We start from the raw sequence: 23,654 nt of genomic DNA, 5'->3' as shown, positions 1-23,654 counted from the left end.
TTTCTCTCTCACCAAGATCGGATTGGCTTGCCTGCATAGAGCGGCATGTCTGACCCTCTATGGATCAGACATGCGTTGTGAATGCGATGGACATCTTGCGAATCGATTAATGCGTGCTGTTGTACCAGTCTGTCATGTACTGAATGAATTCATCTCCGCCGTTGGCCCGGTAGGCCGTGACGAACTGGTCGAATGTCTCGTCCAGCGGCGCGCCGCCGATGACGACCTGGGCAGCCATTTCAATGTACATCCCACGCAGGTCGTGAACGATTGAGGTGGCCGGCATCGCTTCCGTCAAGTTCGTTACCCCTTCCGATTTGGTGAGATTGATGCCCAGTATATATTTTTCGTACTCGGCTTCACCCATCTTGGCGCGAGTCGCTTCTTCGTTGAACGCATGCAGGACCATGGATTGCCGAAGCCCGTTTTCTCCGTCTTTTTCGGCGTCATACACGATTGAATCACCGTCCCGCGTCCACGTGTCGCCTTCAATGCCCAGCTCGGTGTACAGTTGTCCTTCATCGGAGAGCATCCAGTCCAGCATGCGGATGACGGAGGCTGCGTTTTCCGAATTTTTCGGTACCCAGAACGTACGCGACAGGACGTTCTTTTCGCCGCCCAGCTCACCGTCGTAGCCGGTGCCGCGCGGCGTCGCAATCGGCATGACATTCGGACTCTCCCCGCCGATCACATCATCCAGCCGCTCTTGCCATTTCGCCGTCTGCGTCGCGTTGTGCACCCAGCTGAACACATCGCCGGAACTGATTTTTTGCACCCACACTTGCCCCGAATTGGTCATGAAGTCCGGATCGATCAATTTCTCTTCATACAGCGTGCGCATGAATTGCAGCGCCTCTTTCATTTCCGGCTGGAGCTCGGCCGGCAATAGCTCGCCGTCCACGATTTTTTCGGTGCCGAACGGCACGCCCCACATGCCGAACAGGTTGTCCATCCACGAGAAATTTTGTCTGCCGCTCACCGGATACTCGTCAGGGTAGGCCGCCTTGAGCGCGCGGTAGTAGTCCAGCAGCTCGTCCGAAGTGGTCGGCGTCTTCAGACCCAGTTCGTCAGACAGGTCCTGGCGCACATACAGGATCCGGTCGACCAGGATTTGCTTGACGGTCGGCACGCCCATGATTTTGCCGTCGATCGTCACCAGATCCCAGGCTTCCTGCGGAATTTGCTCCTTCAGGTGCGGGCCGTATTCGTCGATCAGCGCAGTCAGGTCGGCCAATTGATCATGCTCGAGCAGCTCCGAGACGATGCCACTGACACCATAGAACATGAACACATCCGGCAGATCGTTCGCCGCGAATTTCAGGCGAATTTGTTCGGCGTAGTTGTCATGCGGCAAAAATCGAAAGTCCAGGTCGATATTCGTTTGTTCGCCCATGTACTTGAACGTCGGAATATCCATCGTCTTCTGTGTCGGCACGGCCTTTAGATGATCCGAATAGTACATCGTCACCTTGCCCGGCGCTTCTTCCATACCCTCGCCGGCGCTTTCTTGCTGATCGGCGCCTGTCTGATTCCCTGCCGGTTCCGCATTGTTGCCGCATCCGGCCGCCAGGAGCAGCACCATCGCGATCCCCATCGCAGACGACCCTATGCGGAATCTCATGTCACGCATGTTCATTCCCCCATCGTTTTTTATTGTGTACGGGACGGATCACGAAGGATCGCAGCCCGCGGACACTCATTCTTTAATTGAACCAAGCAACGCGCCTTTGATGAAATGCTTCTGGATGAAAGGATACACCACAACAATCGGCAGGGTGGAAATGACCACGGTCGCCATTTGAATGCCGATCGGCGAACTTGACGTGGCCGTATCAATGACATCGGCATACTCCATCATGTTGCCTTGCGAAATGAGCTGATACAAATAAAGCTGCAACGGTCGCAGTCTCGCTTCCGTGATATATAACAACGCGAGCATGTAATTGTTCCATAGCGACACCGCGGAGAACAGCATCAGCGTCATGATAATCGGCATGGACAACGGCACGACGATCTTGGCGACAATGCCGTATTCGGACATGCCGTCCACCTTGGCCGCTTCCAGCAGCTCTTCGGGAACGTTGACTCTGAGGAATGTCATACACAGCATGACATTGAACGCCCCGCAGGCCATCGGCACGAACAAGGCCCAGATGGAATCCATCAGATTTAAATTTTTGATCAGTAAATAGGTCGGAATGAGCGGAGCTTGAAAAATCATTGTGAACAGAATACCCATCAAGATCGGCTTGCGGCCCCTTAGAAATCGCCGGGAGAGCGGATATGCTGCCGATACGGTGAGAACCAGGTTAGTCAATGTTCCCATGACGACGACGCAAATGGTAACGAGGAATGCATTCCAGAATACAGAATTCTCCATCACCGCTTCATAGTTGCCATAGTGGAAATCAACCGGCCAGAAGGACACCCTGCTTTTGGTCAGCGCTTGTTCAGAGCTGAACGACGCGGAAACGACATTGACGACCGGTAGCATAATGAGCACTGAAAACAAACATAAACCAATCACATTAAATGAGTCGAAAATACGGCTTCCAATCGATGACTTGATACGCATCGCTTCCACTCCTTCCTTTCGATGTATCTACCGACGATCAGTAGATGCTTTCACCCGTCAATCTTTTGCTCATTGTGTTCGCAAGCACCACCATGATCAACCCGATCAATGATTTGAACAGTCCGATCGCTGTCGTAAAGCTGTACATGCCTTGGCCGATTCCGACCCGGTATGTAAAGGTCTCTAGGACGTCGCCGGTTGCGTAGGTTAACGGATTCAGGAACACCCAGATATGCTCGAAGCCCAGGTCCATGATGTTTCCAATATTAAGCAAGAACACAATCATAATCGCCGGCATCAGGCCCGGCAACGTAATGTTCATAAATTGCTGCCATCGTCCGGCGCCATCGATCTGCGCCGCCTCGTACAGCGAGGGACTGATACCGGATAGCGCGGCCAGGAAGATAATCGCGCTCCATCCCGTTTCCTTCCACATTTGCGACGAGATAATGATCGATCGAAATAATTCCGGTTTTTGCAGAAACGGAATCGCCTCTCCCCCCATGCCGATGACCGCCTGGTTGACCACACCTTTCGTCGAGAGCAGCATGAATGCTATGCCGTAAATGATCGTCCAGGAAAAAAAGTGCGGCAGGTAGGCGACAGTTTGAACGATCCGTTTAAAAATGACATGGCGCAGCTCGTTTAATAAACAGGCCAAGATAATCGGTGCGGGAAACGTAAAGAACAATTGATACAGGTTTATGATGAGCGTATTCCCTAATACCCTTCGGGATTGCGGCATTGTGAAAAATTGCTCGAACCATTTAAATCCTACCCATTCGCTCGCAAACACGCCGTCAAAGATGTTGTAATCCTGAAACGCAAACACCAGCCCGACCATTGGAATGTACTTGAAAATTAAAAAATACAATACGGCCGGCGCAAGCAACACGTACAGCGCATGATTTCGTTTGAAGTACGTCCAATTGCTTAAGCCCCTGGCATTATGCTGCAGTGAAGCCGCCTCGTTAAACACCTTTGTTTTTTTCACTCCGCTCCCCCGATCCTGTCCAAATCATTGTTTTTATCAGTTTAAAAGAACACCGCTTTCATGCCAATGTGTTTACATTCGGATTTATATCGCAATGTTCAGAGCTTTTCAAATGGAAAGCAGACATAGACGAACAAGCGGTCGAACCCATCAAGGGTTCAGCCGCTTGTTCGCAATTTTGACTTTGTCCCGGTATTCCAACGGATTTAACGCAAAGCTGCTTTTAAAGGTTTTGGAAAAATGAATGCTGTTCTTATAGCCTACCCGGTGCGCGATTTCGTACACCTTCAGGGAAGTCGTAAGCACGAGTTCCTCCGCTGCTTTCATGCGGATGTCCTTGATGTAATTCCACACAGTCATACCCGTTGCATTTTTAAAAACCTCGCAAAGATAGTTTTTGTTCATGGCGACATGATCGGCAATCTCCTGCAAGCGCAGTGTGCGATGGTAGTTCCCGCGTATATAGTCCATCGCCAGCTCAATAATCTGAAGCGTACTGCTGTTCCAGGCGTTCGCGCATTGCTGCAGCATGCGTTCGAGTTCACGGTTAAAATAACGAACCGCCAGCGCAAAGACATGTTCGCCCGCCTCGTCACGCTTCAAGGTCGGCGCAGCGTCGTCCAGGTGCTCATAGCTGCCGATCTCAACCTGCACGCCTTTCTTTTCCAGAATTTCCCCAATAAGTCGAAGCCAATTCCAGACGAGGGGCAGCAGCAGCTCATGGTCTTCGCCAATCCATTGCCGGAACGAAGTAAGGGTCGGGTTCGTCAAGGCCAGCACGTTCGTGTCATTCAGGGCCTGCATTTCATCAACCCACTGCTTGAGCCGATGTTGATAATGGGGCATATGCCGAAGCATTAGCTGCGTACATGCGACGCTTCGCCTTTCCCTCATGCGCGCCAGCGATCTATCCAGTCCTTCCCGCAGCGTATCTTGATGAATCGGCTTCAGCAAATAATCCGCAACGCCGAGCTGGAGCGCTTTTTTGGCGTAGTCAAATTCATCATGACTGGAAACAATGATACACTCTGTATACGGACGATGCCGGTTGATCCAAGCGACCACTTCCAGTCCGTCCACAAGCGGCATCCGAATATCAATCAGACATAGATCCGCCATGTATTCTTCGAGCCACGAGATGGCGCGCGCACCATTGACTTCCATACCGGCAATCAATGTGTTGGAGCCGTATGCGCCAACTCGCTTGGCCAGACTCAGTCGAATGAACCGTTCGTCGTCGGCAATAAATACTCGATGCATCCCCTTCCTCCTTCCTCATTGCAGCCGATCATTGTGCGTCGCTTCCATCCGGAAATTCGACCGTCACCTCCGCCCCCCCGCACGCCCCTGCTCCGACACGAATACCGGCATGCCGCGCACCATATTGGAGCTGCAAGCGGTAGTGCACGTTCAGAATGCCGATTCGAGAAGCCTCCGTATAGCGTTGCTCCGGGTCATGCCCGGCCAGTTGCTGCCGCAGCGCAATCAACTGAATGTCCGTAAATCCCGGCCCGTCGTCGGCTATCGTAATCGAAACGCGATGAGCTTCCGGACGCTTTACAATGATGCGGATATGCACCGCCTCTCCGCGGGCCTCAACCCCGTGCACGACACAATTCTCGACGAGCGGCTGCACGACCAGTCGCAAGCAAGGCACCGTCGCCGCTTGCTCCTCCATCGACATCTCAAAGCTGATCAATTCACCAAATCGGACCTGAATAATGCGTAAATAGTTGCTTGCATTGGCCAATTCTTCTCCGATGGTCGATTGCGCTTGCTTCAATTGCGATCCGTAGCGAAGCAGATCGGACAGTGCCACAGTCGTGTGCTCGATTTCCTTTTGATCGGCCAGATTGGCCAGCGAACGGATCGTCTCCAAGGTATTGTATAAAAAATGCGAATTGATTTGCGATTGCATCGCTGTTGAAATCGCGCGTTTCTGGCTTGCTTTGGATTCTGCCAGATCGTCGATCGTCTCCCCCAGCTCGCCGAGCATTCGCTCGTAGGCCACGCCCAGGTAAGCTATCTCATCTACGCCGCCGATTTCGGGCCTCGTGTTCAGGTCTCCGGCTCGCGTTCGCTTGATGACGTGCGTCAGCCTGGAAATTCGGCGTGTCATCGAGCTTGACAGCAGCACGACAAGCACAATCGAAATGATGAGACTGATTAACGCCACCGCAAATGTGACGATGCGCACCTTTTCGATACTGAGCGCCACTTTTGCGAAAGGCATGACGACCACCAATTTCCAATTGGTGTAAGGTACCGTTTGATACACCACAATTTCGCTGGTCTCGCGTTGCAAAAATGCCCCATTGGCAGCTGCGCCAATACGCTGAAACAGCTGCGCATTTAGCGCCTTGAACCGTGTTGCCTCATCCCGATGAAAAATAATCCGATTGTGGTCATCGACGATCATAGCGTTTCCCAGCTCGCCCAGATTAATCGAATGGATGATCTGTTGCGTGGGATATACGGCAACATCCATTTTGATATACGAGCGGCTTCCCGTATAGAAGACTTCCTTAATCATCGTCATGACCGGAATGCTGTCCTGCTCGACGTAGTCTTCGCTGCGACGCACGAGGATGGCCATGTTTTTTGGCGAAAAATCGGCCAATATCACAGGGTCTTTTTGAAGCGAATAGTCCTTGTCCAGCCCGTCCTTCCGATAATGCTGCTCCATGCCTTGCCGATTGGAGAACGATATCGATTTAATCTCCGGATGCTGGAACTCGAAGGTCTTGATGAATTTGTTGACAAGGTTGCTGAAATGCACATAATTCTCATACGCTTGATCCGGGCCCAGCTCCATCCAGTCCTGGAGCTCCTTGCTGAATTCCAATTGCAAAAAAAATTGATCGTACTCGTTGTAGTAGCGATTTAGATTTAAATTGGCTTGCTGCAGGACTTCGTTGCTAAATCGCTTGACATCCCGTGTAATCGCAGCAGAGGACTCGTAGTAACTGAAAAAACCGATTGTGGACACGGCAAAGATGACGATGGCTGAATTGAGGAGCACCAATTTCCACTTTAATGATTGACGAACCCGTTGCCAAATGTGATGAACGGCGATCCCCCCTATTTGCTTTTTGACGGGCGCACGCATCGAGTCTGTGGCTTGTCTCTATTTTAACCGTTTTCCATCCTGTAATCTTTAGCAATTCGAACACAATTTTTAGCGCGAAATCCGCTTCAAGGTGCATCGAATCAGCCGCGCGCTTCTGCGCAGCCAGACGCAGCTCTTCCCGGCGCGGCAAAATTCAACAGGATTTGCACGGTGCTAGCGGTGGCGTTTGCGATATTCGCCAGGCGTCATGCCCACCCGTTGCTTAAACAGACGTATAAAGTTTTGCGCATTGCCATAGGACATTCTCCCGGCGATTTCCGCAATCTTCAGGTCCGTTTGCACCAGCAAGGCCTTGGCTCTTTCGATGCGATGGGCAATCACATAATCGGTATAGGTCAAGCCCGATTGACGCTTGAACAGCAGGCTGAATTGCGCCTCGCGCAGACCAACCTGTTCGGCGATGAGCTTCATGGAGAGGTCCTGATCCGAGTGATCATGAATGTAGGCGATGGCTTGCTGGATCCTTTCCGCATCTTCATCGCTTGCCGACGCACGATGCGCGTGTGTCTGTGCGGCAAGCTGCTTGATCACGTCCTCCTTCAGCCACTGATGAATCTGCTCGATCGTCCGGAGACGGGCCAGTCGTTCGAACGAATCTGCGCGCAACACCCGCTGCTCCACCGCAAGCCCGCTCCCGAAGGCGCTCCCTATCCGCAACAATGCGGACAGCAACAACGCGTAAGCATGAACAAGCTGCTTGGCCGAAAGTGCATTCTCGCGGTTCAACGTCTCCGCGAACCGTTCAAGAGCCAGGTCAGCCTCGTCCCACTCGCCCAAATGCATGGCGGATAACAGGCTTTGCTCCTCTTGAACCGGATAGCGGAAGGCTCTTGGATCATGCACAAGCTCGTCTGCAAAGAGGATCTTGTCCTCGCCGTCCACCAACCGATGCCGCAGCGCCTCTGCCGCCTGCCGGAAGTGATGCTGCAGTTCCGCCGCTTCACCGGTTGTGCCGCTGCAGCCGATGACAATTGCCTGCTTCAACTGCTGTACAGCCGCCTCTACAAAGACTTGCAGACGCGATCTAGCCCAAGGCTTGACATCCCCGTCGGCACCCCCTTGTGCGATCTCCAGTATTCCGCCGATACGATCCTCGTCCAGTCGGACCAGGAAGCACCTAGCAGAAGAGACTTCTGCGGCTTCCAAGGTGAGGACCACATCCTCCATTTTCAAGCTCACAGGAGCGATCGCAGCAGCTGGTTCGTTGCCCCATTCGATACACAACGCTGCATATAAGCGATCTGGCTCATAAAGACCGTGACGCGTCAGATTCTGCCGAAGCGATTCGGAGAAGGGCTCCGTCAACCACTGCCGCACATAATGCGCCTTGAGATCGGGAACAGACTGGCGATAATCGCTTGCCAAGGCCTCGTGCGCGCCGTGCATGCGGTCCATGTAATGCTCGATCTGCCCGAGCTCATCCGCGGGGCGATGGCCCGGCTCAGCCGGCTGCACCTTATATTTCATTCGGCCGAGCAGCACATTCAGGCGCCCGGCAGCACGAAGATACAAGCGAAACAGAAAGAACCCTGCAATACCGACGATCAGCGCACATGTCGCCCACAAGATCTTGAACATGGTTTGTAGGGGCTCCGTTATTTCATCGTATGGCACAATCGCGGCATATGTCCACCCGTTCAGCGGCGATTCCAAGGTCTGAAGCAAATGCCTGGCGCCTCCAGGCCCGCGAACCATCGTGCCGCCCGTTGAAGTCGTCTCGGATAATGCCTGGGCAATCGCTCCATCTGCCTCATGCCCCATCAACACTTGCTCCAGGACAGGCTCCGCATAGCGATTGCCCGCCGGCGTGAGCAGGAGCATCCCGCCGGTGCGGCCCAGCTTCATTTGGTCAAAGACGTCCGCAAACACCTGCTCGTTCAAGTGAACGATAAAATACCCGTACGGCGCCTCCGCCGCGATCGGAATCTTGCGGATCAAGGTCAGTCCGGCAAGCACGCGCCCTGCGCGACGCGCCGTCGGCTCGGCAACGCGTTCGTACCACATATAAGGCGCCTCGGCCGTCCAGCTTCCCTGGTCCAGATAGGCGTCCATCAGATTGCCTTGATCCTCGAACAGACCTTCCGCCGTCACTTGCCGCTTCGATTCCGGAATGTAGACGCTCACTTCGTCTGCGTGCTCGATCAGTTCCTCCAGCGCGGCCAGCATCATCGTCATTTCCTCAATCGCGTTCCAATTGAAGCGCCCTGCCTCGTATATCTCCACATTCAATCTGTAGCTATAGATGCCCTGTACGATCATCCGATCGACCTGACTCAGCGTGCCCTCGATGCGCTCGCGCATCTGATTCATCGTATTCAGGTTGGTCCGCTCGATCTCCGTTGTCATGCGTTGTGCGACGACCGTATACATGATGGTGCTCACGATTACTACGGGAACAATGGAAAAGAGCAGCCCGAGCAAGAGCAGCCTCTGCGCGATGGATCTTTTTTTGTTGGCTTGCTTGCCCATGACTGCTCCCGCCTTTCGTGATCCGGTTATTCAAGCATCCAATGCGGAAATTTCACCCGCTTTTGTTTAAGATACGGTAAACTATACACAAAGCGTCAATTCGGAGGGCTGTAAATGATCAATCGTATGCCAACCTCAAGAAAGCGCATGTGTGTGCTGATCAGCGGGCTGCTCGCCGCTGTATTGGCGTTAACCGGCTGTGTCCAGCCTATTGCGACCGATGCCCTCGTGCACAACGAGCGGCCGACGATTCGGATCATGTATCCGATCTACACGAACCCAGCCGATTCGCCGGTGCTGCTCGCTTACATAGAAGACAAGCTCGATATCAAGCTGGAATTGATCCAGGTGGCGGCAACCAGCTACAACAATCGGGCTCGCATCGTTATGACGCAATCAGACGGTCCCGATGCCCTGGTCTGGACGGCCTTTCCTCAGGCGGAATTGCTGAATTATGCGCGGACCGGCCAGCTCCATCCTTTGGACGAACAGCTTACTGACTATCCCAATCTGCTGGACATCCCCGCCTCCATAGTGGAAAGCGCGCGCATGGACGGCAAGCTGTTCGGCATCCCTCGGCCGCGTGCGACCGTCGATCAAGCGGTGTTCATCCGGCAGGATTGGCTGGACCGCTTGGGCATGCCGACTCCGCGTTCTTTAGACGATTATACAAGTACAGCCATCCGTTTTGCCACATCGGATCCGGATGGCAACGGCAAGCCCGATACATTCGGCTTCGCGGCTTCTCATCATTTGGGCGCGGTATGGGACATGAGCTACGCCTTCGACACCGGCCATATTTGGAAAGCGACCGAGGATGGCACACTGATTCATAGCCATATGACGACAGGACGCGAGCAGGCTTTGAACTGGATGCGTCAGCTCTACGCGGCAAGAGGATTGGACCCCCGATACCAGGAATGGAATACCCGGCAAATGCATCAGCGCTTTGCTGCCGGTCATACGGGAATTTTGATTAGCCAAATCAGCAATTTTCATCATATCCAACAAGACCTTCATCGTCAAAATCCGAGCGCGCAATTGGCGATGCTGCCGCCTCCTGTCGGCCCCTCGGGCGTATCGGGCTTCGCAGAGCGGCCTGGCTTCTACGGACAATTCATCATACCGGCACGCGTCCCGGATGAAAAAGTGAAGCGCGTGCTCGAGCTGCTGGACTGGATGAGCAGCGCGGAAGCCGCGCATATTCGCAAGTATGGGATCGAAGGGTTCCATCATACCGTGGCTGCCAATTCCGAGCCTCTTGTCGATCATGCGCGAATGGAAAAGGAGGGCGTGGAAGCTATCTTTTTCATGAACCGCTACGACCCTTATTACTATGTCATGCCTCACGCGCCGTCGGATATTCAACGTCAGCAGCGCGCAATCCTGGATCAGGTGCGGTCATCCGGAATCCGGAATCCTGCAGAAGCCTTTTTGCCAACCGTACAATATAACATTGGCGGCCTTTACAGCAGTGACATCACCGAATATTTTGACCAGTATGTAACTGGAGAAGTGTCGGAGGACTCCTTCGCTGAATTCCGTTCCGAATGGTGGAACAACGGCGGTCGCGCCGCTACGGAGGAAGTCAACCGCTGGTATCGACAACCCGAGTAGGCACAAGCGAGCAAGGGCAGCGCAGTTAGCGCCGCCCCTTGCCCCGTGAAGACAATTGCTTATTTTTCGAATCCATAGCGCTGATAGTTTCCCGGTTATAGACGGTCTCTATCCTTTACCTTTGGAGCTGATACATCTCCCATATCAGGCTTGCGGCTTGTGCCCTGGTGAGCATGCGCTGCGGGCCAAAGCTACCGTCAGGAAAACCGTTAACGACCCGAAGGTCAGCCAAGGTGTGCACCGCTTGCCGCGCCCACTGCGCAATGTCGGCCTGATCCGTAAAGGCAAGCGACTCTCCGCCCGGTTGCTCCGTCGCAGCCCCGGCTCGGGCAAGCTCCATGGTGCGGAGGATCAGCACAGCCGCTTCTTCGCGCGTCAGAGAATCGTCGGGGCGCAAGTAGCCGCCTGCTCCGGTCATCAGTCCGCTGCTTGCTGCTTGCTGCAGAATCGGCCAATGCCACTTGTCGGCGTCCACATCGCGGTAGCCGGTGAGAATGCCCGCCTCCACGGCCATGGTCTCTCCCGTCTCTCTCTCCAGCTGTCGAATGAGCAGCGCCGCCATCTCCGCACGGGTAATGCTGCGCGCTGGAGCGAAACGTTCCGCATCAACCCCGACGATAATATGATGCGCGGCTAGCCGTTCAACGGCGAGCATCGCCCAATGGTTGTGCGTGTCCCTATAAGTAGGCTGGAAGGCCATGACGGCATAAAGGCCTTCCTGCGCAACCTGCGCCTCCAAACGTTCGGCGCTCGCATTCCATACGCCGCCTACGTACGCCCATTGCGCCGAATGTTCGTCCACAAGACGATAAAGTCCCAGCTTATGCACATCTACACTCGGCGGCAATCCCATTACCCGGAATTGCATGAGCAGCGGACCGCCCCAGTCCGATTGCCCCGCAGGCGACAGACCCAATTCATACCCGTACCCCGGCGCCCAATACCGCTCTTCGCGTGGACGGGCCAGGCCCTCGCGCTTGACGATTCGCAGCCCGCCTTCAGTCGACGACGGTAGGGTGTGAAGCAGGCGGACCAGCAGCTCGCCTTGTGACCATGAGAGCGCCTTGCCTGCCTCCAGCTCCTTCCACGCGATCCAATCCTCTACCTCGGGTGCCGGCGCCTCATATAATGGGGGCGCAGGGGGCGCTGCTTTTGTCGTCGCCGTATTCAAATAAACGGGAAGCGATTCATTGCCGGCCTCGTCCTCGACCGTCAGCGTCACTTCATACGTTCTTCCCGGAGAGAGTCCGGTGATGACGAAGTTTTGCATCCCTTTTGGCACGCGGACGCCTTTCGTTTCTCCCTCCTGCAGCGTGTCCCTCCAATTCACCCTGACCTCCTGCCATTGGCTGCCAGGCGGCTCCTGCCAACGGACCTCCAGTCGATCCGACCTTGGCGTAGCGGCAGCCTGGGCCACAGGAGGAATGTGCAGCTCGCCGGCATACAGGACGGCTTCACCGGCGCTTCCTGTCAGCTCGTGATACGCGGAACGGTTCCCTTGTTCATCCGATGCGGAGATACGCAGCTCATAAGACGTGTGCGGCAGCAGGTTATTGATCACAGCGTACTGTACATTTTTGTCTACCTGCATGCTGTGATACGACGGCTCGCCCGGCAAGCGCCATTGCACGTCAATCCCGGACAGATCCGGATCGGCCGGATCTCTCCAGCTCACATAGATCGCACGATCCCCTGCGCTGGCCGCGACTGCGGCAGGGACCTCGGGGGCATGTTCGTCCGCTTCGGTGACGCGCACATCGAATTCCAGCGCCCCGGATACAGGCAAATAATTGTAACCCGTCACCTGCGAATTGATGACAACCTGCAGGAGATCGTCAGGGCGCAGTTGCTCCTCCGGAGCGAGTTGCAGGCTGAAGCGCCGGGCCAGTTGCCCGGCTTCGCCGTCTGCCGCATTCACCGGCTGCCACGCCCCGTCTATCGCTGCGTCGTCGCGCCGCACCAGCGGCGGGTGCAGGAGGAAGAGCGCGACGTCCATATGCTTGGTGAAGCTGATCGTGACGGAGCGCCCGCCATCATCCGAATAGACACGCTCCACTTCAGCCGGCTGCAGCGAGACCAACGGGATATTCACGTCAAAGTGCGGCGGCAGCACCGTCAGTTCCCCGCTGTAGGCAGTCGCGTATCCGTATTTCTCATACCGTACCTGCCACCGTCCTTGCGGAACGTCCCATGCATACCGCCCCGCATGATCCGTCCATTGCGGATTGATCTGCCCGTACGCCTGCGCGTCCCATTCCACCCATGCCTCGCGATCTTCGTCATCATGCAGCAGTGTCGCCTTCACATCCGTCAGACGATTACCCGGGACCGCTTCGTATACATAGCCGCTCGGGTCAAAGATCCACTGCGGATCCGCTACCAATTCATCCTCCGGTGCTGGTTTGGACGGCTTCGGCTCCGGCTCATCCTCCTTGCATTCCTCGTCCTGCTGCACGTTTCGTTTGACTTCTTGTATACGATCCTGAATTTTTTTGTCAATGATTTTGCCATAGAAATAGGTCGAGGTGAAAATCAATCCGGTTGCCAATAACCCGGCTCCGGGCAGCAAGGCGCCTGCCGCTGTACCGGCCCCCATCGCCGCCCACTTGCCGGCTTCCCCCAGCATGGCATCCTCCATTATATTTTCCAATTGCGAATGATAGCCCTGCGCCGCTCCCGTGCCGCAAGCCGCATACACATGCTCAATCTCCTTGTCGAGCGAATCGAGCAGATCGAGAAACCCTTTTGAGCCACTCGCAGTCGAATAATGATCATACGCCTTGATTTCCGCTTCGATGATGCCTGCCGCCACTTTCGCATAAGGGAACGCCAGCGTCTGAACCGAATGGGATCGCTTGGCGTCTGCGGCCGCAAGCGACTGGTCCCCATCGTACTCCTGATACGTGGTCACCCGAATCGTGTAGCTAGACCCCGGGTCCGCCGCTTGCGACATATAATTCAGCAGCATTTGCCTGGAATCCCTCCAGCCGGTAAGCGGCTCGGCAAAAGGCGAGCGGTAATTCGCGCCTTTTATAATTTCCATATCGTAGCCGTATATCGTCATCCCGTCTCCGCTCATGCGCGGCTTGCCCGCAATGTCATAGTCGACATCCTCCCGGACGGTAATGGTCGCTTCCGCAGCCGCCTGTTCGCCGAGCTGAGGGATCATCAGGTTCAAGCTTCGGGTCTCCTCCTGGGGCGATCGCGCAATGTCCACGCCCTGTTCGCCGGGCAGGACGACATCCTTCATCCACCAGGGCAACGCCTTGCGCAGCTCGGCTTCGGTCCGAATCGCGACAGGCGCGGCGCTCGACTGAGGCACCTCATTGTAGCTCACATACACAGGGCCGTTGAACCGGCTAATATTCTGGTGGCTTACCATCGTAGCGGCGGTATAGTACCCTGTAGCGGCATTGAACACCGTCTGCAGCACGCTGCCGCCAATCCGCACCGCGACGCCCGAGACGGCCTCCGGATCTTCGAACCGGACATCGATGGCCAGCAGCCCGTAATTGATCGTATAGGGGACGCGCGAGATGCCGGTTTGCGGATAAAAGGTGTTTACCGAGCCGTCGCTGCTCAGTCTGACCGACTCCACGTGCGGGGCATTCTCGCGATACCAGACGGCCTTGCTATCGGCCATCCACACCTGATCGCCCAGCGTTGCCGAAGCTGACAGGATATAGATGAAGTCCGTCGACGCGCTCGGCAAATCAACCTTCAGGCTCCAGGTCCCATCGCTCACAGCCTCCGTCTGCCCCAGCAATTCCTGATTATGATAGACGCGGACAGTGCTTCCGGGCACCGCCCAGCCGAATACGTCGGTAGCCGGATTCACCGTGCGCGGCGGCACATCCATCAGGATATGGCGTACAGGAAGTCGCTGCTGCCCCAGGTGTTCGACCGGCTCTGTCGAATCGGTCAAAAAGGCGCGGAAAACAGCCTCGGGCGCCTCATAGTCCTTCCCCAATTCCAAGGTGGCATGAAGCAGCAGATCGTCGCCCTCCGCAAGCGCGTCCGCCTGCACGAGCAGAAGTCTGCCCTCGTCCTCAAGCGTCCATTGCGCGCTGTCCAGCGGCTCGCCGCCCAGCATGAAGCTGTTCGGCACGAGACGGGTATGCGCCGGCAGCTCGAGTCCGATCGCCTGGCGCGCTTGAGACGGAAGGGCAGCCGCCGGCAGCGCCAGCCGCAAATTGAAGACCGCACCTGGCGAGAGCGCTGCCGATTGAATCAGCAGGCCCTGGCGCTCCGGCGCCGGATCGCCGGAGGACAGATTCAGCGTCCCCAGATCGACACCGCCCCCAAGCGGTACCACAAATGGAATAGCCACGGATTCACCTGCTTGCGCTCCGCTCACCTCGGGGGGCTGAGGCTGCGGCATGACCGAGCACGTGATACAGATCTGCTGTTGAACCTGCGCGCGCTTCGTTAGTCGCATGACGTATTGTCCGCTGTAGGGAAGGTGTTCTTGCCACCGGCCGTCGGCCGGCACCGGATAGGTGCGGTTGAATCTTCCCTCCTCGTCCACGACCGTCATGGTCCAGGTGCCGCCAAGCAAGACGTCGTCCAGTCGGGCGGTCACTTGTCCGCCGTCTGTCTCCATATAGAAGGCCGCGTGCCCGCTTCGCATATGGTCCACCGTAATCTCCTGGCAGCTCGACATCAGGTTGTAACGGGTATGCTCCATACACAACTGAAAGCGGTCTCCCGCTTCGCCGGTCGCGCTCAGCGGATATAAATTGCCTTGGCGTATGAGCCTTCCTCGCTGGTCGTAAAGGAACGGCTGGTAGGACGCGCGCTCCTGACTCGTCATGTCCGAGCCTTCTCTGGCTACCCAATCGCCTCCGGCGATTTTTGTGTGGACGGTGTATCCGATCTCGACGGCATCGTTTTTGCCCGTCGTGAAGTTCCACTCCTCGTCCGCTGCGCCCACCTGACGCTGCATGCTTGCAATCTTGTAATCTGTCGTCGCGCCTTCCACCGCTACATTGCCCGCATACAGATACACCTCGTAGGAGCCGGTAGCGTCCGTGGTCACGCGCTGCATGACCTTCTCCCCCGGCCTGGTCGGGTGATCCTGCACGAACACCAGCGGGAATCCGCCCAGCGGGTCCGTGCGATGGACGACCGTACCGTAGAAACGAACCTCCGGGCGCCGTTCCAGCGCAATCTCGATGGCATTGAGACCGGCCTGGAGCGTCACCGGCACATCCCGTATATTGCGCGCATGCGCCGGCACTTGGACGACGCTCGCCAGCAGTTGATCGCCTTCGAGCAGCGGCAGCCCGTCAAAGGCGGCCACCCCCTGCGCATCTGTCGTCATCCGCCCCAGACTCGTGCGATCCGTCCGCATCAGCGTAACCCGCGCATCCGGGGCCGGCTGACCCGTATGATCGCGGACCGCGACTTGTAGCGAGGCGTTGCCGATTCCGCCGATCGTTTCCTGGACGACTCTGGAGGCTTGCACGGGCGCTGTCTGCCACTGCTTCAGTACCCGTCCTCCATCCACTTGCCTGGCGGTGGCCTGGTAGCTCCTGTCGGGCAGCACGTCCCGGAACGTGTAGGTGCCGCCCTCCGGCGCCGTCTGGACGTGGCGGTCGCCGCCCGCCTCCAGCACCAGACTGACCGGCGAGATCGCTCCGCCCTCCGGCTGCACGATGATCGCGATGCGGCCGGTCACGCTCAGGCCCACCTCTACCTCGACGGGATCCCCGTGTGCGGCGCCGTCTTGATGCAGGAGGCCTGTCAGCCCGGTCACCTCCGCGATCGCCAGCGCATCCTCCAAGGCCAATACGCCGCTGTAGGTTCCCGGCTCGGCGGGATTCTCCACGACCGGAATCGATTGGTGGCGCGCGTGCCGCTGATCCGTCAGTTGACCGGCATCGTCCAACCACGACTGATAGGCAACGCTCACCTCAGCTTCATACCCCGCATCTCCTCTCATCTCCAACTGCATGTCCGAGCCGCCGATCAGATAACGATCCGGGCCCTTCATGGTCTGCGGGGCGGACCACTGGAGCTGCAAGGGGGCGCTGCCCGTCTGAAACATGCCCGTCAAGGGAACGCTCGAAGCGCCCGCCGTATCCTTCGCGATAATCGAGATCTTGTACTGCCGGCCGCTTATCAAGCCGTCCAGGACGACCTGATGCGTGTCGGCAGGCACGGTTGTCCGCTCCGCGTCGTCAAGCAGGACCCGGTATGACGCAACCTCGTCGACGGCCTGCGGCCAGCCGAGCGTCAGACTTGCAGAGGAGCTGGTCTCAAGCGCCACCTCAGCATCCGCAGGCCAATAGGGCGGGAGACCGTCGCCCTCAGGCTCGCCTTCTCCGGAGACATGCAGGACAGCATAATGAGAGCTGACTATGCTCTCAATGCCGGTCACCATATTGGTCGACCCCGCTACGAGCCAGACTGCGTAATGACCCGGTGCTAGCTCAGGCGTCTCAACGGATAATGCGCTTCCTTGGGCTCTTCGGGGACTCGACCAGAAGAAGTCGCCTTCCCCGAACACATAGACATAGTAATGCGTAATAGTAGGCACGAGGTTCGCATTCCATTGCACGTGTACCGTCGAATCCTCCCGATATTCAATCGCGGGAGCGGCGTCCCAAGCAAATGGAGGCTGCTCCTCCAAGTCGGCCAGCGTAAACTGGCGGGAGAGCTCGCTCAAGGGTTCGCCGCTATCGCCATCCGTGGCGACAAGCGTCAATTCATACGCCGCCGCGTCCGAAAGCCCGACTCTTGCCCACCGGGTCCATTCCGTATGCCCGTCGGCTGCCAGCTCGGTCCATTCGGTCCCGGTACGCAAGGATAGCGTATACGAGACATTCGGATGCTCAAAATAGGGTGCCCAGCTAACGTGCAATTCGCCTTCGCCGGGAGATAACAGGTCAATGACCTGCTGATCCCAATGGAATCCGTTCTCCTCCTCTGCCTCCCCCCTTCCAATCGGTATTAGCGCCTGCGCGATCATGACTACAATGAGAATCCAGGCAAACTTTGTCCGAATTGGTGTTGTCAATCTCATTCCCTCCTGATCCTTGAGTGATACGATCTATATCAGGAGGTACTATACCACTTGCCAAAAGCGCGATAAATAATCATATCATTTGATTATTCGGATCCGGCCCGCGACTCGACGCGGAGTTGATGCTCTTCCGCATCCGAGCACCTCACTTCTCAGATAGAATGCTTCAGTTCGTAAAAGAAAGATCGGAGTTGTCAGGCTCCTTGTGGTCGGCCCCGTTAGCGCCCCGAAATGGGAAAAAGCCATCTGCAACGGACAAGGGAGGCGCTTAGCGCCGCCTCCGTCTTTGTTCTGCCACAATCGGGCGTACTCCTGCCACAACAAGTTCGAAATTCTTCCTTGCCTTCTAGCATGACTGGCGTCGTGCAAAGGCAAATAAGAGAGGCGCTTTCGCACCTCCCTTGCTTGTATAATCGGACTACAACTCGTCGTCAAGTCGTTTGCGCCGTTGTTCGGAGTCCAGCTTGGGACAGGTCAAGCAATATCGTGCATCGTGAGCATCGGCTGGCGCGCATGACTCTCCTTCGGAGACCAGTCGGTAGGCCAGACAACAATGCTTGCGGATGAGTAGCGGACGGGCCTTGCTTCTCGCGTGCGCATACGACCGGAAACGAAGAGCAGTCAAGCCATGTTGGTGTTCATGCAAAAAGGTTGCGTCTCTCAGCACCCGCTTGGCTTGCTCCGGCGGGAGACTGTCCTTCCTCGCCGCCAGAGAAGCATACAGCTGTTGAAGATTATGACTCACGAGGGAGAGCATCACCTTCTCGTTCGCGCCTGTGCATGCGGAGACCGCTTGGAACAGCACGCGGAGGTGTTGGTCGAGCTGATGCCAATAGGCGATAAACACTCGGCGCCTGACTGACGCCTCCAGGTCTCTCCCGACAACTGCTTCGGCCGTTTTCGCCGCGTATTGCAACGCGCCGCTATCCGAGAAGCGGAAGCCGATTCGATGATGCGACAAGTCCAGGACGTCGTCATACAAGGTGAAGCAGACCGCCGCCCCCATCGCAAACACCGAATATCGTTTGGCAAACAACGTGCCGACCACTTCCGCGTTATCCGTGCCGAGCCTTCTCGCTTGCTCCTGCATGATGACAGGCGCCTCTTGACCTTTCAGCAACTGTCCTGCCGTATAGGGATAGGCTTCCTCCCACCCCTCCGCGTCCAGCTCCATGACAAATTGCCGACGCATCGTCTCCTCGCGACTATAATAGGATTCCAACGACCAAGCTCCCTTTATTGAATCATAGTCAAGACATCATCGACGATTTCGCCTCTTCCGATTACACCCCAGCCTTTGAATAGCCAGAAGGAATCCGTCTCGAACGTCTGCTCGTCCTTAACAGCTGGTACCTCACGCCACAAGAAACTCTCGTTCATGCCTTCCAGGAATTCTTGCCCATTCGGGTCCACTTCGAGCACGATATAATCGGCATCCAGCTCTGGGACCTTCTCCAGCGACATGTCGATGCGTTGCTCCTCTGGCGTCAACGACGAAGGCTCGAAGCCAAGCTCGTCGTATAGAAGCGTATTCGTAGGATGGCCTTTTCGGGCATAGAGCTGAAGCAGCTTCTCTCTGACGCGCACATACGCGAGTTTTTTATGGTCCAGGCCATTGATCGTGTCGGAAGCCGTCTTTACTTTGGCTTGCAGTTCATCGGCCTTCGCTTGCGCCAGCTCCTCCTTGCCATACATCGAGGCGATCGTCATCAGATCGCGGGTCCAGAACGCGGGGTCCTCCTCATACTCCAACCATTCCGTACCCAGCACAATTGTGGGCGCGATCTTTTCCAGTTGCTCGTATACATTCTCGGCCGTCCGGCTCTCGACAAGGATCACGTCTGGATCAAGCTCCACGATCGCTTCCAGATTGGGACTTTCTGCGGAACCGAGCGTGACCACTCCCTCCAGTTGATCGGCCAGGTAAGGCAAGTAATCGCCGCCATATCGAGCTTCGACATTGACGCCGACCGGCACCTCGCCAATGGTGAGCAAGTGGTCGATGTAAGCGGCCGACAATACGACAATCCGCTCAATCGAAGCCGGAATTTCGCTGGTGCCTTTCAGGTGCTCGATCGTCCGAACGCCGTTATCTCCGTTAGCAGCACTATCATTGCTGGCCTCCTGATGCTGCGCATCGGTGACGACTTCCTCCGGCTGTGCATCCTGCGCTTGGGCATCCTCGCCGTTCCCGCCGCAAGCGGTTATCGCCAGTGCCAGCAGCACCGTCATCAGCCATCCATACGTTTTCAATCTGAACATCTGTCTTCCCCTCTTCTAATTAATAGTAAGAATCATTATCATTATCATATAGAGGAAAACAGAGGTTTTCAATGGACGATATCCCCCACTTCGGCATGGAGAAATTCACCGCGCACCCGATTCAGTTGACGGTAGATCCGTTCCATTGCCCCCCATCGCCCTGAAGGGCCGAGCGCTTTAAATAACATATCGCTTGCTTCGTACACATGTCCTGCTCGTACCGCGCGCAGCGAAGCCCACGCTTCCGATTGCAACCATTCAGCCATTCGCTTTCGGGCCGCGGGTACCGGATCGACAGCTACAAAGAGCAAATCCGCATCAAGAGAAGCCAGCGCATCCAATTGGACATCCAGCGCCCATTTCTCCGACCGATAGCCTTCCGGAAGCGTGAACCCCAGCTCCTTGTAAAGGAGCGCTCCAGTCTGATTCAGCGAGCCGTATATTCTGTAAAAGGAAGGCGTGATTCGAATATAGTAGGCTGTCGGCTTGCCCCATTCGCGGCGCAGCCATTCGCGCAGCACTGCCTTGCGCTCGGCATATTTTTCATTCCAGCGTTCGGCTTTTTTTCTGCGGCCCAGAATTTCGCCGATCTGCAACAACCTGCTCTCGTGCTGACTGGCATACGGAACGACAATGGTTGGCGCCATCCGGCTTGCCGTTTCGTCCATCTCCAGCCTGTCGCTGGTGAGAATGACATCCGGACGAGCTCGTTTTAGCGTGTCGTAATCCATCCGCGAACTGAGCAGTCTTGCGCCCTGCGAGCGTCCGTCAGTTGAAGGCATCGGTTCGTATCGGGCAACCCGCTCTTCATAGGACAACGCAGCTACGGGGGTAATGCCGAGTGTCATCAAGTAATCGTCCAAACCATAGTACAGGGTGGCGATCCGGCGGCGGTCATCCCGCATGTACAGGGTCGGCGGCACGCCTTCGGTCTTTTTGAACAGGCGGCTGAAATATTGCTCGTCCTGATACCCCGATCTTTGGGCCACTTCCTTGATTTTATTCGTTGAAAACAACAGCTCCTTTGCCTTGGACATTCGAAGCTTCAGGACATATTCATTCGGCGTCATCCCCGTGTGAAGCTTAAACTTGCGAATAAAATGATTGACGCTGAGCCCGGCCATAGCGGCCAATCCACTTACCTTGATTTCCTTGTCGAAATGCGCATGGATGTGACGGATGGTTCCTTCTACGCCTTCCGGCGCGGCCTCTCCTCCTGTGCGCATAACAGCAAAAAGCTCGCTCAGCCACAATTGAAACGCTTGCCGTTTCCGCAGACTTCCCTCCAGGCGGTAAAGCTCTGCCAATCCGTTGTGCAGCTTCCCCATTCGACGCTTGGAATCGGGCAACCGGAGTTGCCCTGATGCCGGAAGCATCGGCGCCGCCAGTTCTCGCCCGCTTCCAGTTCGTTTCACGTGCACGCAGGCAAAAACCGCGATCATCGCTCCCGCCGGCGCGTCTCCAACGGTCTGTGCTTCCACGAACATACCCGGCGTCAGCAGAAAAAGACTTCCTTTTTCCCCGTTGTGACGAATCCCATCAATCGTGATAACCGCCCGGCCCTCCGTCATGGCGCACAGAATGAAGCTGGAGATCCTTTTCGCTCCGCGATCCAGTATCAGATCGCCTCCCAGATGGAACAAGCGAAGAGCCAGCACAACCAGATGACGTGGCAACTTCTCCAATGCTTCGTGCCGCATCGCTTACCCTCCCCGTTTTTTCACAGTCGCTTTTTGCTCCACTATCCGCGCTTCCACCAAATTCCTGCACATTCCGGAACAATTGACCACTTGTTTTGGATGATTTTATTTGATACGTCTTCTCCGAAAAAAAATGCCGTACCCTTTCTCGCTTCTTCCACGCTGGCAAACGTATAGTCAGCCCGCTCCCATCGGTGATGAAAACCGTACTGGTCCGTTAACACTTGATAATAAGGTTTTAAACTATCAGGCGGGTCGGGAACTTCCGTTCCGGTTCCCAGTGTTTCAAATATAACCACCGTTCCGCCTGGTCGCAATACTCGTTTCACTTCCTTCAAGATCTCAGCCAGATTCGACGCCCAATGCTCGTTCTTCGTGTTGGCTAAATAACAGATGCTCCAGCCCGAGACCACAAGATCAATCGTATGATCCGCTATGGGTAATTTCCTGTCGAGGAAGACCGAGTGCCTTCAAATTATTGTCCAATAACGCAAGCATCGACTCCGAAATATCCGTACAAATTAATGAGTTTGCTTGCTTGGCCAATGCGCTCGCGAACCTCCCAGAGCCTGCCCCCAAATCCAAGATATCTAATCCCTCGCACGATTGAATTTCATGAATATAGGGAGAAAAGTCCGGTTGCCTTCGAATCATCCCATCATAGGAATGTGCCTGATCACGATAAATTTTGGCATGGCTAGTCAAAACGTTCACCTCTCTCCTTTCTGCGCGGGTTTAGCTTTTAAAATATTGTTCCAAGCGATTTTTGATCTCGTTCCATTCCGAATCAATTATACTGTACAGGTTGGCATTTCGAATAAATCCGTCCTGCAAGATTCGATCTTGTCGCAATACGCCTTCATGGGTTGCTCCGATTCTTTGAATCGCGTGATTGGATCGGTCATTCCGGACATCCGCCTTAAACTGTACCCATAGCGCATGAAATGGTTCAAAACAGTATTTCAATAATTCATACTTACACTCCGTATTGACCCTGCTTCTCCATACTTCTGGAGTATACCAGCTCCAGCCGATTTCTAAATTATTGATGGGGGACAGATATATTTAAAAACCTGGTGCTCCCCACGATCCGCTATAATTCTTTGTCATAGACCACAAAGGGATATTCAAATCCCAGCTCTTTCGACTTCAACGCGTTTTGAATAAGCTGAATCATATCTTCCAAGCATTCTACTTTGTTCGGTAAATACGTCCATATGGCTTTGTGATTTCCGCATGCAAATAGTTCTTCTGCATGACTGAGTTCGAGGGGACACAGTCGAATCCTGCTTCCTTCTAGCAGGGTAGGAAAAAGCATCATAAACCTTCCTTTCAGGTTTTAGATGCTCTGGAATGAAACGCCTTACGTCAGCATCGATTATTTTAATCGGCTGGAACTATTTTCATCTCCGCGTTACACAAATTTCGAGTGTGCCCTCAGGCTACAGTTTACATGGTTATTATAAACCCTGTCTTTTTGCCTTCTGTAAAGCCAGTTCTTTCATAAAAATGATGAACTTCTTCTCGTTTAGATCCAGTCATTAACATCAATTCGGGCCCCTGATTTGTTGGGGATAGCTTTGGTCACTCAATTGCACCTACAAATCTTCAATTATTATCAAAAGTGTACCCTTGCCCTTCCCATTTTTCTGTAATTACTTCTGTGCATTTGAATTGACCTGAAGTGTATTCTTCAATCACGTGGATTGTCAACATTAAATCAGACAGCTTTTTTAGGGGCTGCTTGGCGGTACTGAACAGGCGTCATGTATCCTAATGATCCATGAATGAGTATTTCGGTGCCAGAGAGCCATTGAGTTAATGAGTGAGAGCCACCGTGTTAACGAATTAGAGCCACGATGTTAATCGTGAGAGCCACC

General features: G+C 55.2%; 14 protein-coding genes and 1 pseudogene. 1 reads left to right on the top strand and 14 read right to left on the bottom strand.

All coding sequences use genetic code 11. The annotated features are described in order from the left end of the window. Window positions 1-106: 106 nt before the first annotated feature. The 6 genes from IDH44_RS08955 to IDH44_RS08930 form a co-directional block, all read right to left on the bottom strand. Window positions 107-1,630, bottom strand: coding sequence for an extracellular solute-binding protein (locus tag IDH44_RS08955; protein WP_190916817.1), 1,524 nt, complete (start codon window positions 1,628-1,630; stop codon window positions 107-109). 66 nt (window positions 1,631-1,696) lie between these two features. Next, window positions 1,697-2,575: a carbohydrate ABC transporter permease gene (locus IDH44_RS08950; protein WP_190916815.1), complete on the bottom strand. Its 879-nt coding sequence runs from the start codon at window positions 2,573-2,575 to the stop codon at window positions 1,697-1,699. A gap of 37 nt (window positions 2,576-2,612) precedes the next feature. Next, window positions 2,613-3,569: an ABC transporter permease gene (locus IDH44_RS08945; protein ID WP_317890139.1), complete on the bottom strand. Its 957-nt coding sequence runs from the start codon at window positions 3,567-3,569 to the stop codon at window positions 2,613-2,615. A 150-nt stretch (window positions 3,570-3,719) separates the two neighbouring features. Then, the gene (locus IDH44_RS08940; protein ID WP_190916813.1) at window positions 3,720-4,829 is read right to left on the bottom strand and encodes a response regulator; all 1,110 of its coding nucleotides are present in this window, start codon (window positions 4,827-4,829) and stop codon (window positions 3,720-3,722) included. Window positions 4,830-4,857: 28 nt separating this feature from the next. Continuing rightward, window positions 4,858-6,591 (bottom strand): sensor histidine kinase, encoded by a 1,734-nt coding sequence (locus tag IDH44_RS27125; RefSeq protein ID WP_190916811.1) that lies wholly within the window; start codon window positions 6,589-6,591, stop codon window positions 4,858-4,860. A 261-nt stretch (window positions 6,592-6,852) separates the two neighbouring features. Further along, a complete protein-coding gene (locus IDH44_RS08930) occupies window positions 6,853-9,168 on the bottom strand; it encodes an AraC family transcriptional regulator (protein ID WP_190916810.1) in 2,316 nt (771 codons plus the stop codon). Between the two features lie 294 nt (window positions 9,169-9,462). On the opposite strand from IDH44_RS08930, the gene IDH44_RS08925 reads away from it, so the two are divergent. Then, window positions 9,463-10,785 (top strand): extracellular solute-binding protein, encoded by a 1,323-nt coding sequence (locus tag IDH44_RS08925; RefSeq protein ID WP_190916808.1) that lies wholly within the window; start codon window positions 9,463-9,465, stop codon window positions 10,783-10,785. Between the two features lie 115 nt (window positions 10,786-10,900). On the opposite strand, the gene IDH44_RS08920 is transcribed toward IDH44_RS08925, so the two are convergent. The 8 genes and pseudogenes from IDH44_RS08920 to IDH44_RS26445 all read right to left on the bottom strand — a co-directional run bounded on the left by IDH44_RS08920 (window position 10,901) and on the right by IDH44_RS26445 (window position 22,809). Continuing rightward, window positions 10,901-17,806, bottom strand: a complete 6,906-nt coding sequence (locus tag IDH44_RS08920) for an S-layer homology domain-containing protein (protein ID WP_190916806.1) — start codon at window positions 17,804-17,806, stop codon at window positions 10,901-10,903. Window positions 17,807-18,230: 424 nt separating this feature from the next. After that, window positions 18,231-19,034, bottom strand: a complete 804-nt coding sequence (locus IDH44_RS08915) for a hypothetical protein (RefSeq protein WP_190916804.1) — start codon at window positions 19,032-19,034, stop codon at window positions 18,231-18,233. Window positions 19,035-19,048: 14 nt separating this feature from the next. Further along, the gene (locus tag IDH44_RS08910) at window positions 19,049-20,044 is read right to left on the bottom strand and encodes an ABC transporter substrate-binding protein (protein WP_190916802.1); all 996 of its coding nucleotides are present in this window, start codon (window positions 20,042-20,044) and stop codon (window positions 19,049-19,051) included. A gap of 98 nt (window positions 20,045-20,142) precedes the next feature. After that, entirely contained in the window at window positions 20,143-21,774 is a 1,632-nt protein-coding gene (locus tag IDH44_RS08905; RefSeq protein WP_190916800.1) for an AraC family transcriptional regulator, read from the bottom strand. A 41-nt stretch (window positions 21,775-21,815) separates the two neighbouring features. After that, entirely contained in the window at window positions 21,816-22,112 is a 297-nt protein-coding gene (locus IDH44_RS26955) for a class I SAM-dependent methyltransferase (RefSeq protein ID WP_263364375.1), read from the bottom strand. A 12-nt stretch (window positions 22,113-22,124) separates the two neighbouring features. After that, a pseudogene (locus IDH44_RS27120) lies at window positions 22,125-22,187 on the bottom strand (hypothetical protein); the annotation flags it as partial. Window positions 22,188-22,191: 4 nt separating this feature from the next. Beyond that, complete coding sequence (locus IDH44_RS26950; RefSeq protein ID WP_263364371.1) at window positions 22,192-22,428, bottom strand: class I SAM-dependent methyltransferase; 237 nt, start codon at window positions 22,426-22,428, stop codon at window positions 22,192-22,194. Window positions 22,429-22,509: 81 nt separating this feature from the next. Then, window positions 22,510-22,809: a GNAT family N-acetyltransferase gene (locus tag IDH44_RS26445; protein ID WP_317890148.1), complete on the bottom strand. Its 300-nt coding sequence runs from the start codon at window positions 22,807-22,809 to the stop codon at window positions 22,510-22,512. Between the last annotated feature and the right edge of the window lie 845 nt (window positions 22,810-23,654).

This window comes from Paenibacillus sabuli (genome assembly GCF_014705605.1).
GTDB lineage: Bacteria > Bacillota > Bacilli > Paenibacillales > Paenibacillaceae > Paenibacillus_D > Paenibacillus_D sabuli.
The sequence above is the reverse complement of the archived record's forward strand: the minus strand, read 5'-3'. Positions and strand labels throughout refer to the sequence as shown.

What these genes read in the sequence shown, in the direction of transcription:
- IDH44_RS08955 (WP_190916817.1), bottom strand. Translation starts at nt 1,630, where the DNA reads ATGCGTGACATGAGATTCCGCATAGGGTCGTCTGCGATGGGGATCGCG.
- IDH44_RS08950 (WP_190916815.1), bottom strand. Translation starts at nt 2,575, where the DNA reads ATGCGTATCAAGTCATCGATTGGAAGCCGTATTTTCGACTCATTTAAT.
- IDH44_RS08940 (WP_190916813.1), bottom strand. Translation starts at nt 4,829, where the DNA reads ATGCATCGAGTATTTATTGCCGACGACGAACGGTTCATTCGACTGAGT.
- IDH44_RS08930 (WP_190916810.1), bottom strand. Translation starts at nt 9,168, where the DNA reads ATGGGCAAGCAAGCCAACAAAAAAAGATCCATCGCGCAGAGGCTGCTC.
- IDH44_RS08910 (WP_190916802.1), bottom strand. Translation starts at nt 20,044, where the DNA reads ATGACGGTGCTGCTGGCACTGGCGATAACCGCTTGCGGCGGGAACGGC.
- IDH44_RS08905 (WP_190916800.1), bottom strand. Translation starts at nt 21,774, where the DNA reads ATGCGGCACGAAGCATTGGAGAAGTTGCCACGTCATCTGGTTGTGCTG.
- IDH44_RS26950 (WP_263364371.1), bottom strand. Translation starts at nt 22,428, where the DNA reads ATGATTCGAAGGCAACCGGACTTTTCTCCCTATATTCATGAAATTCAA.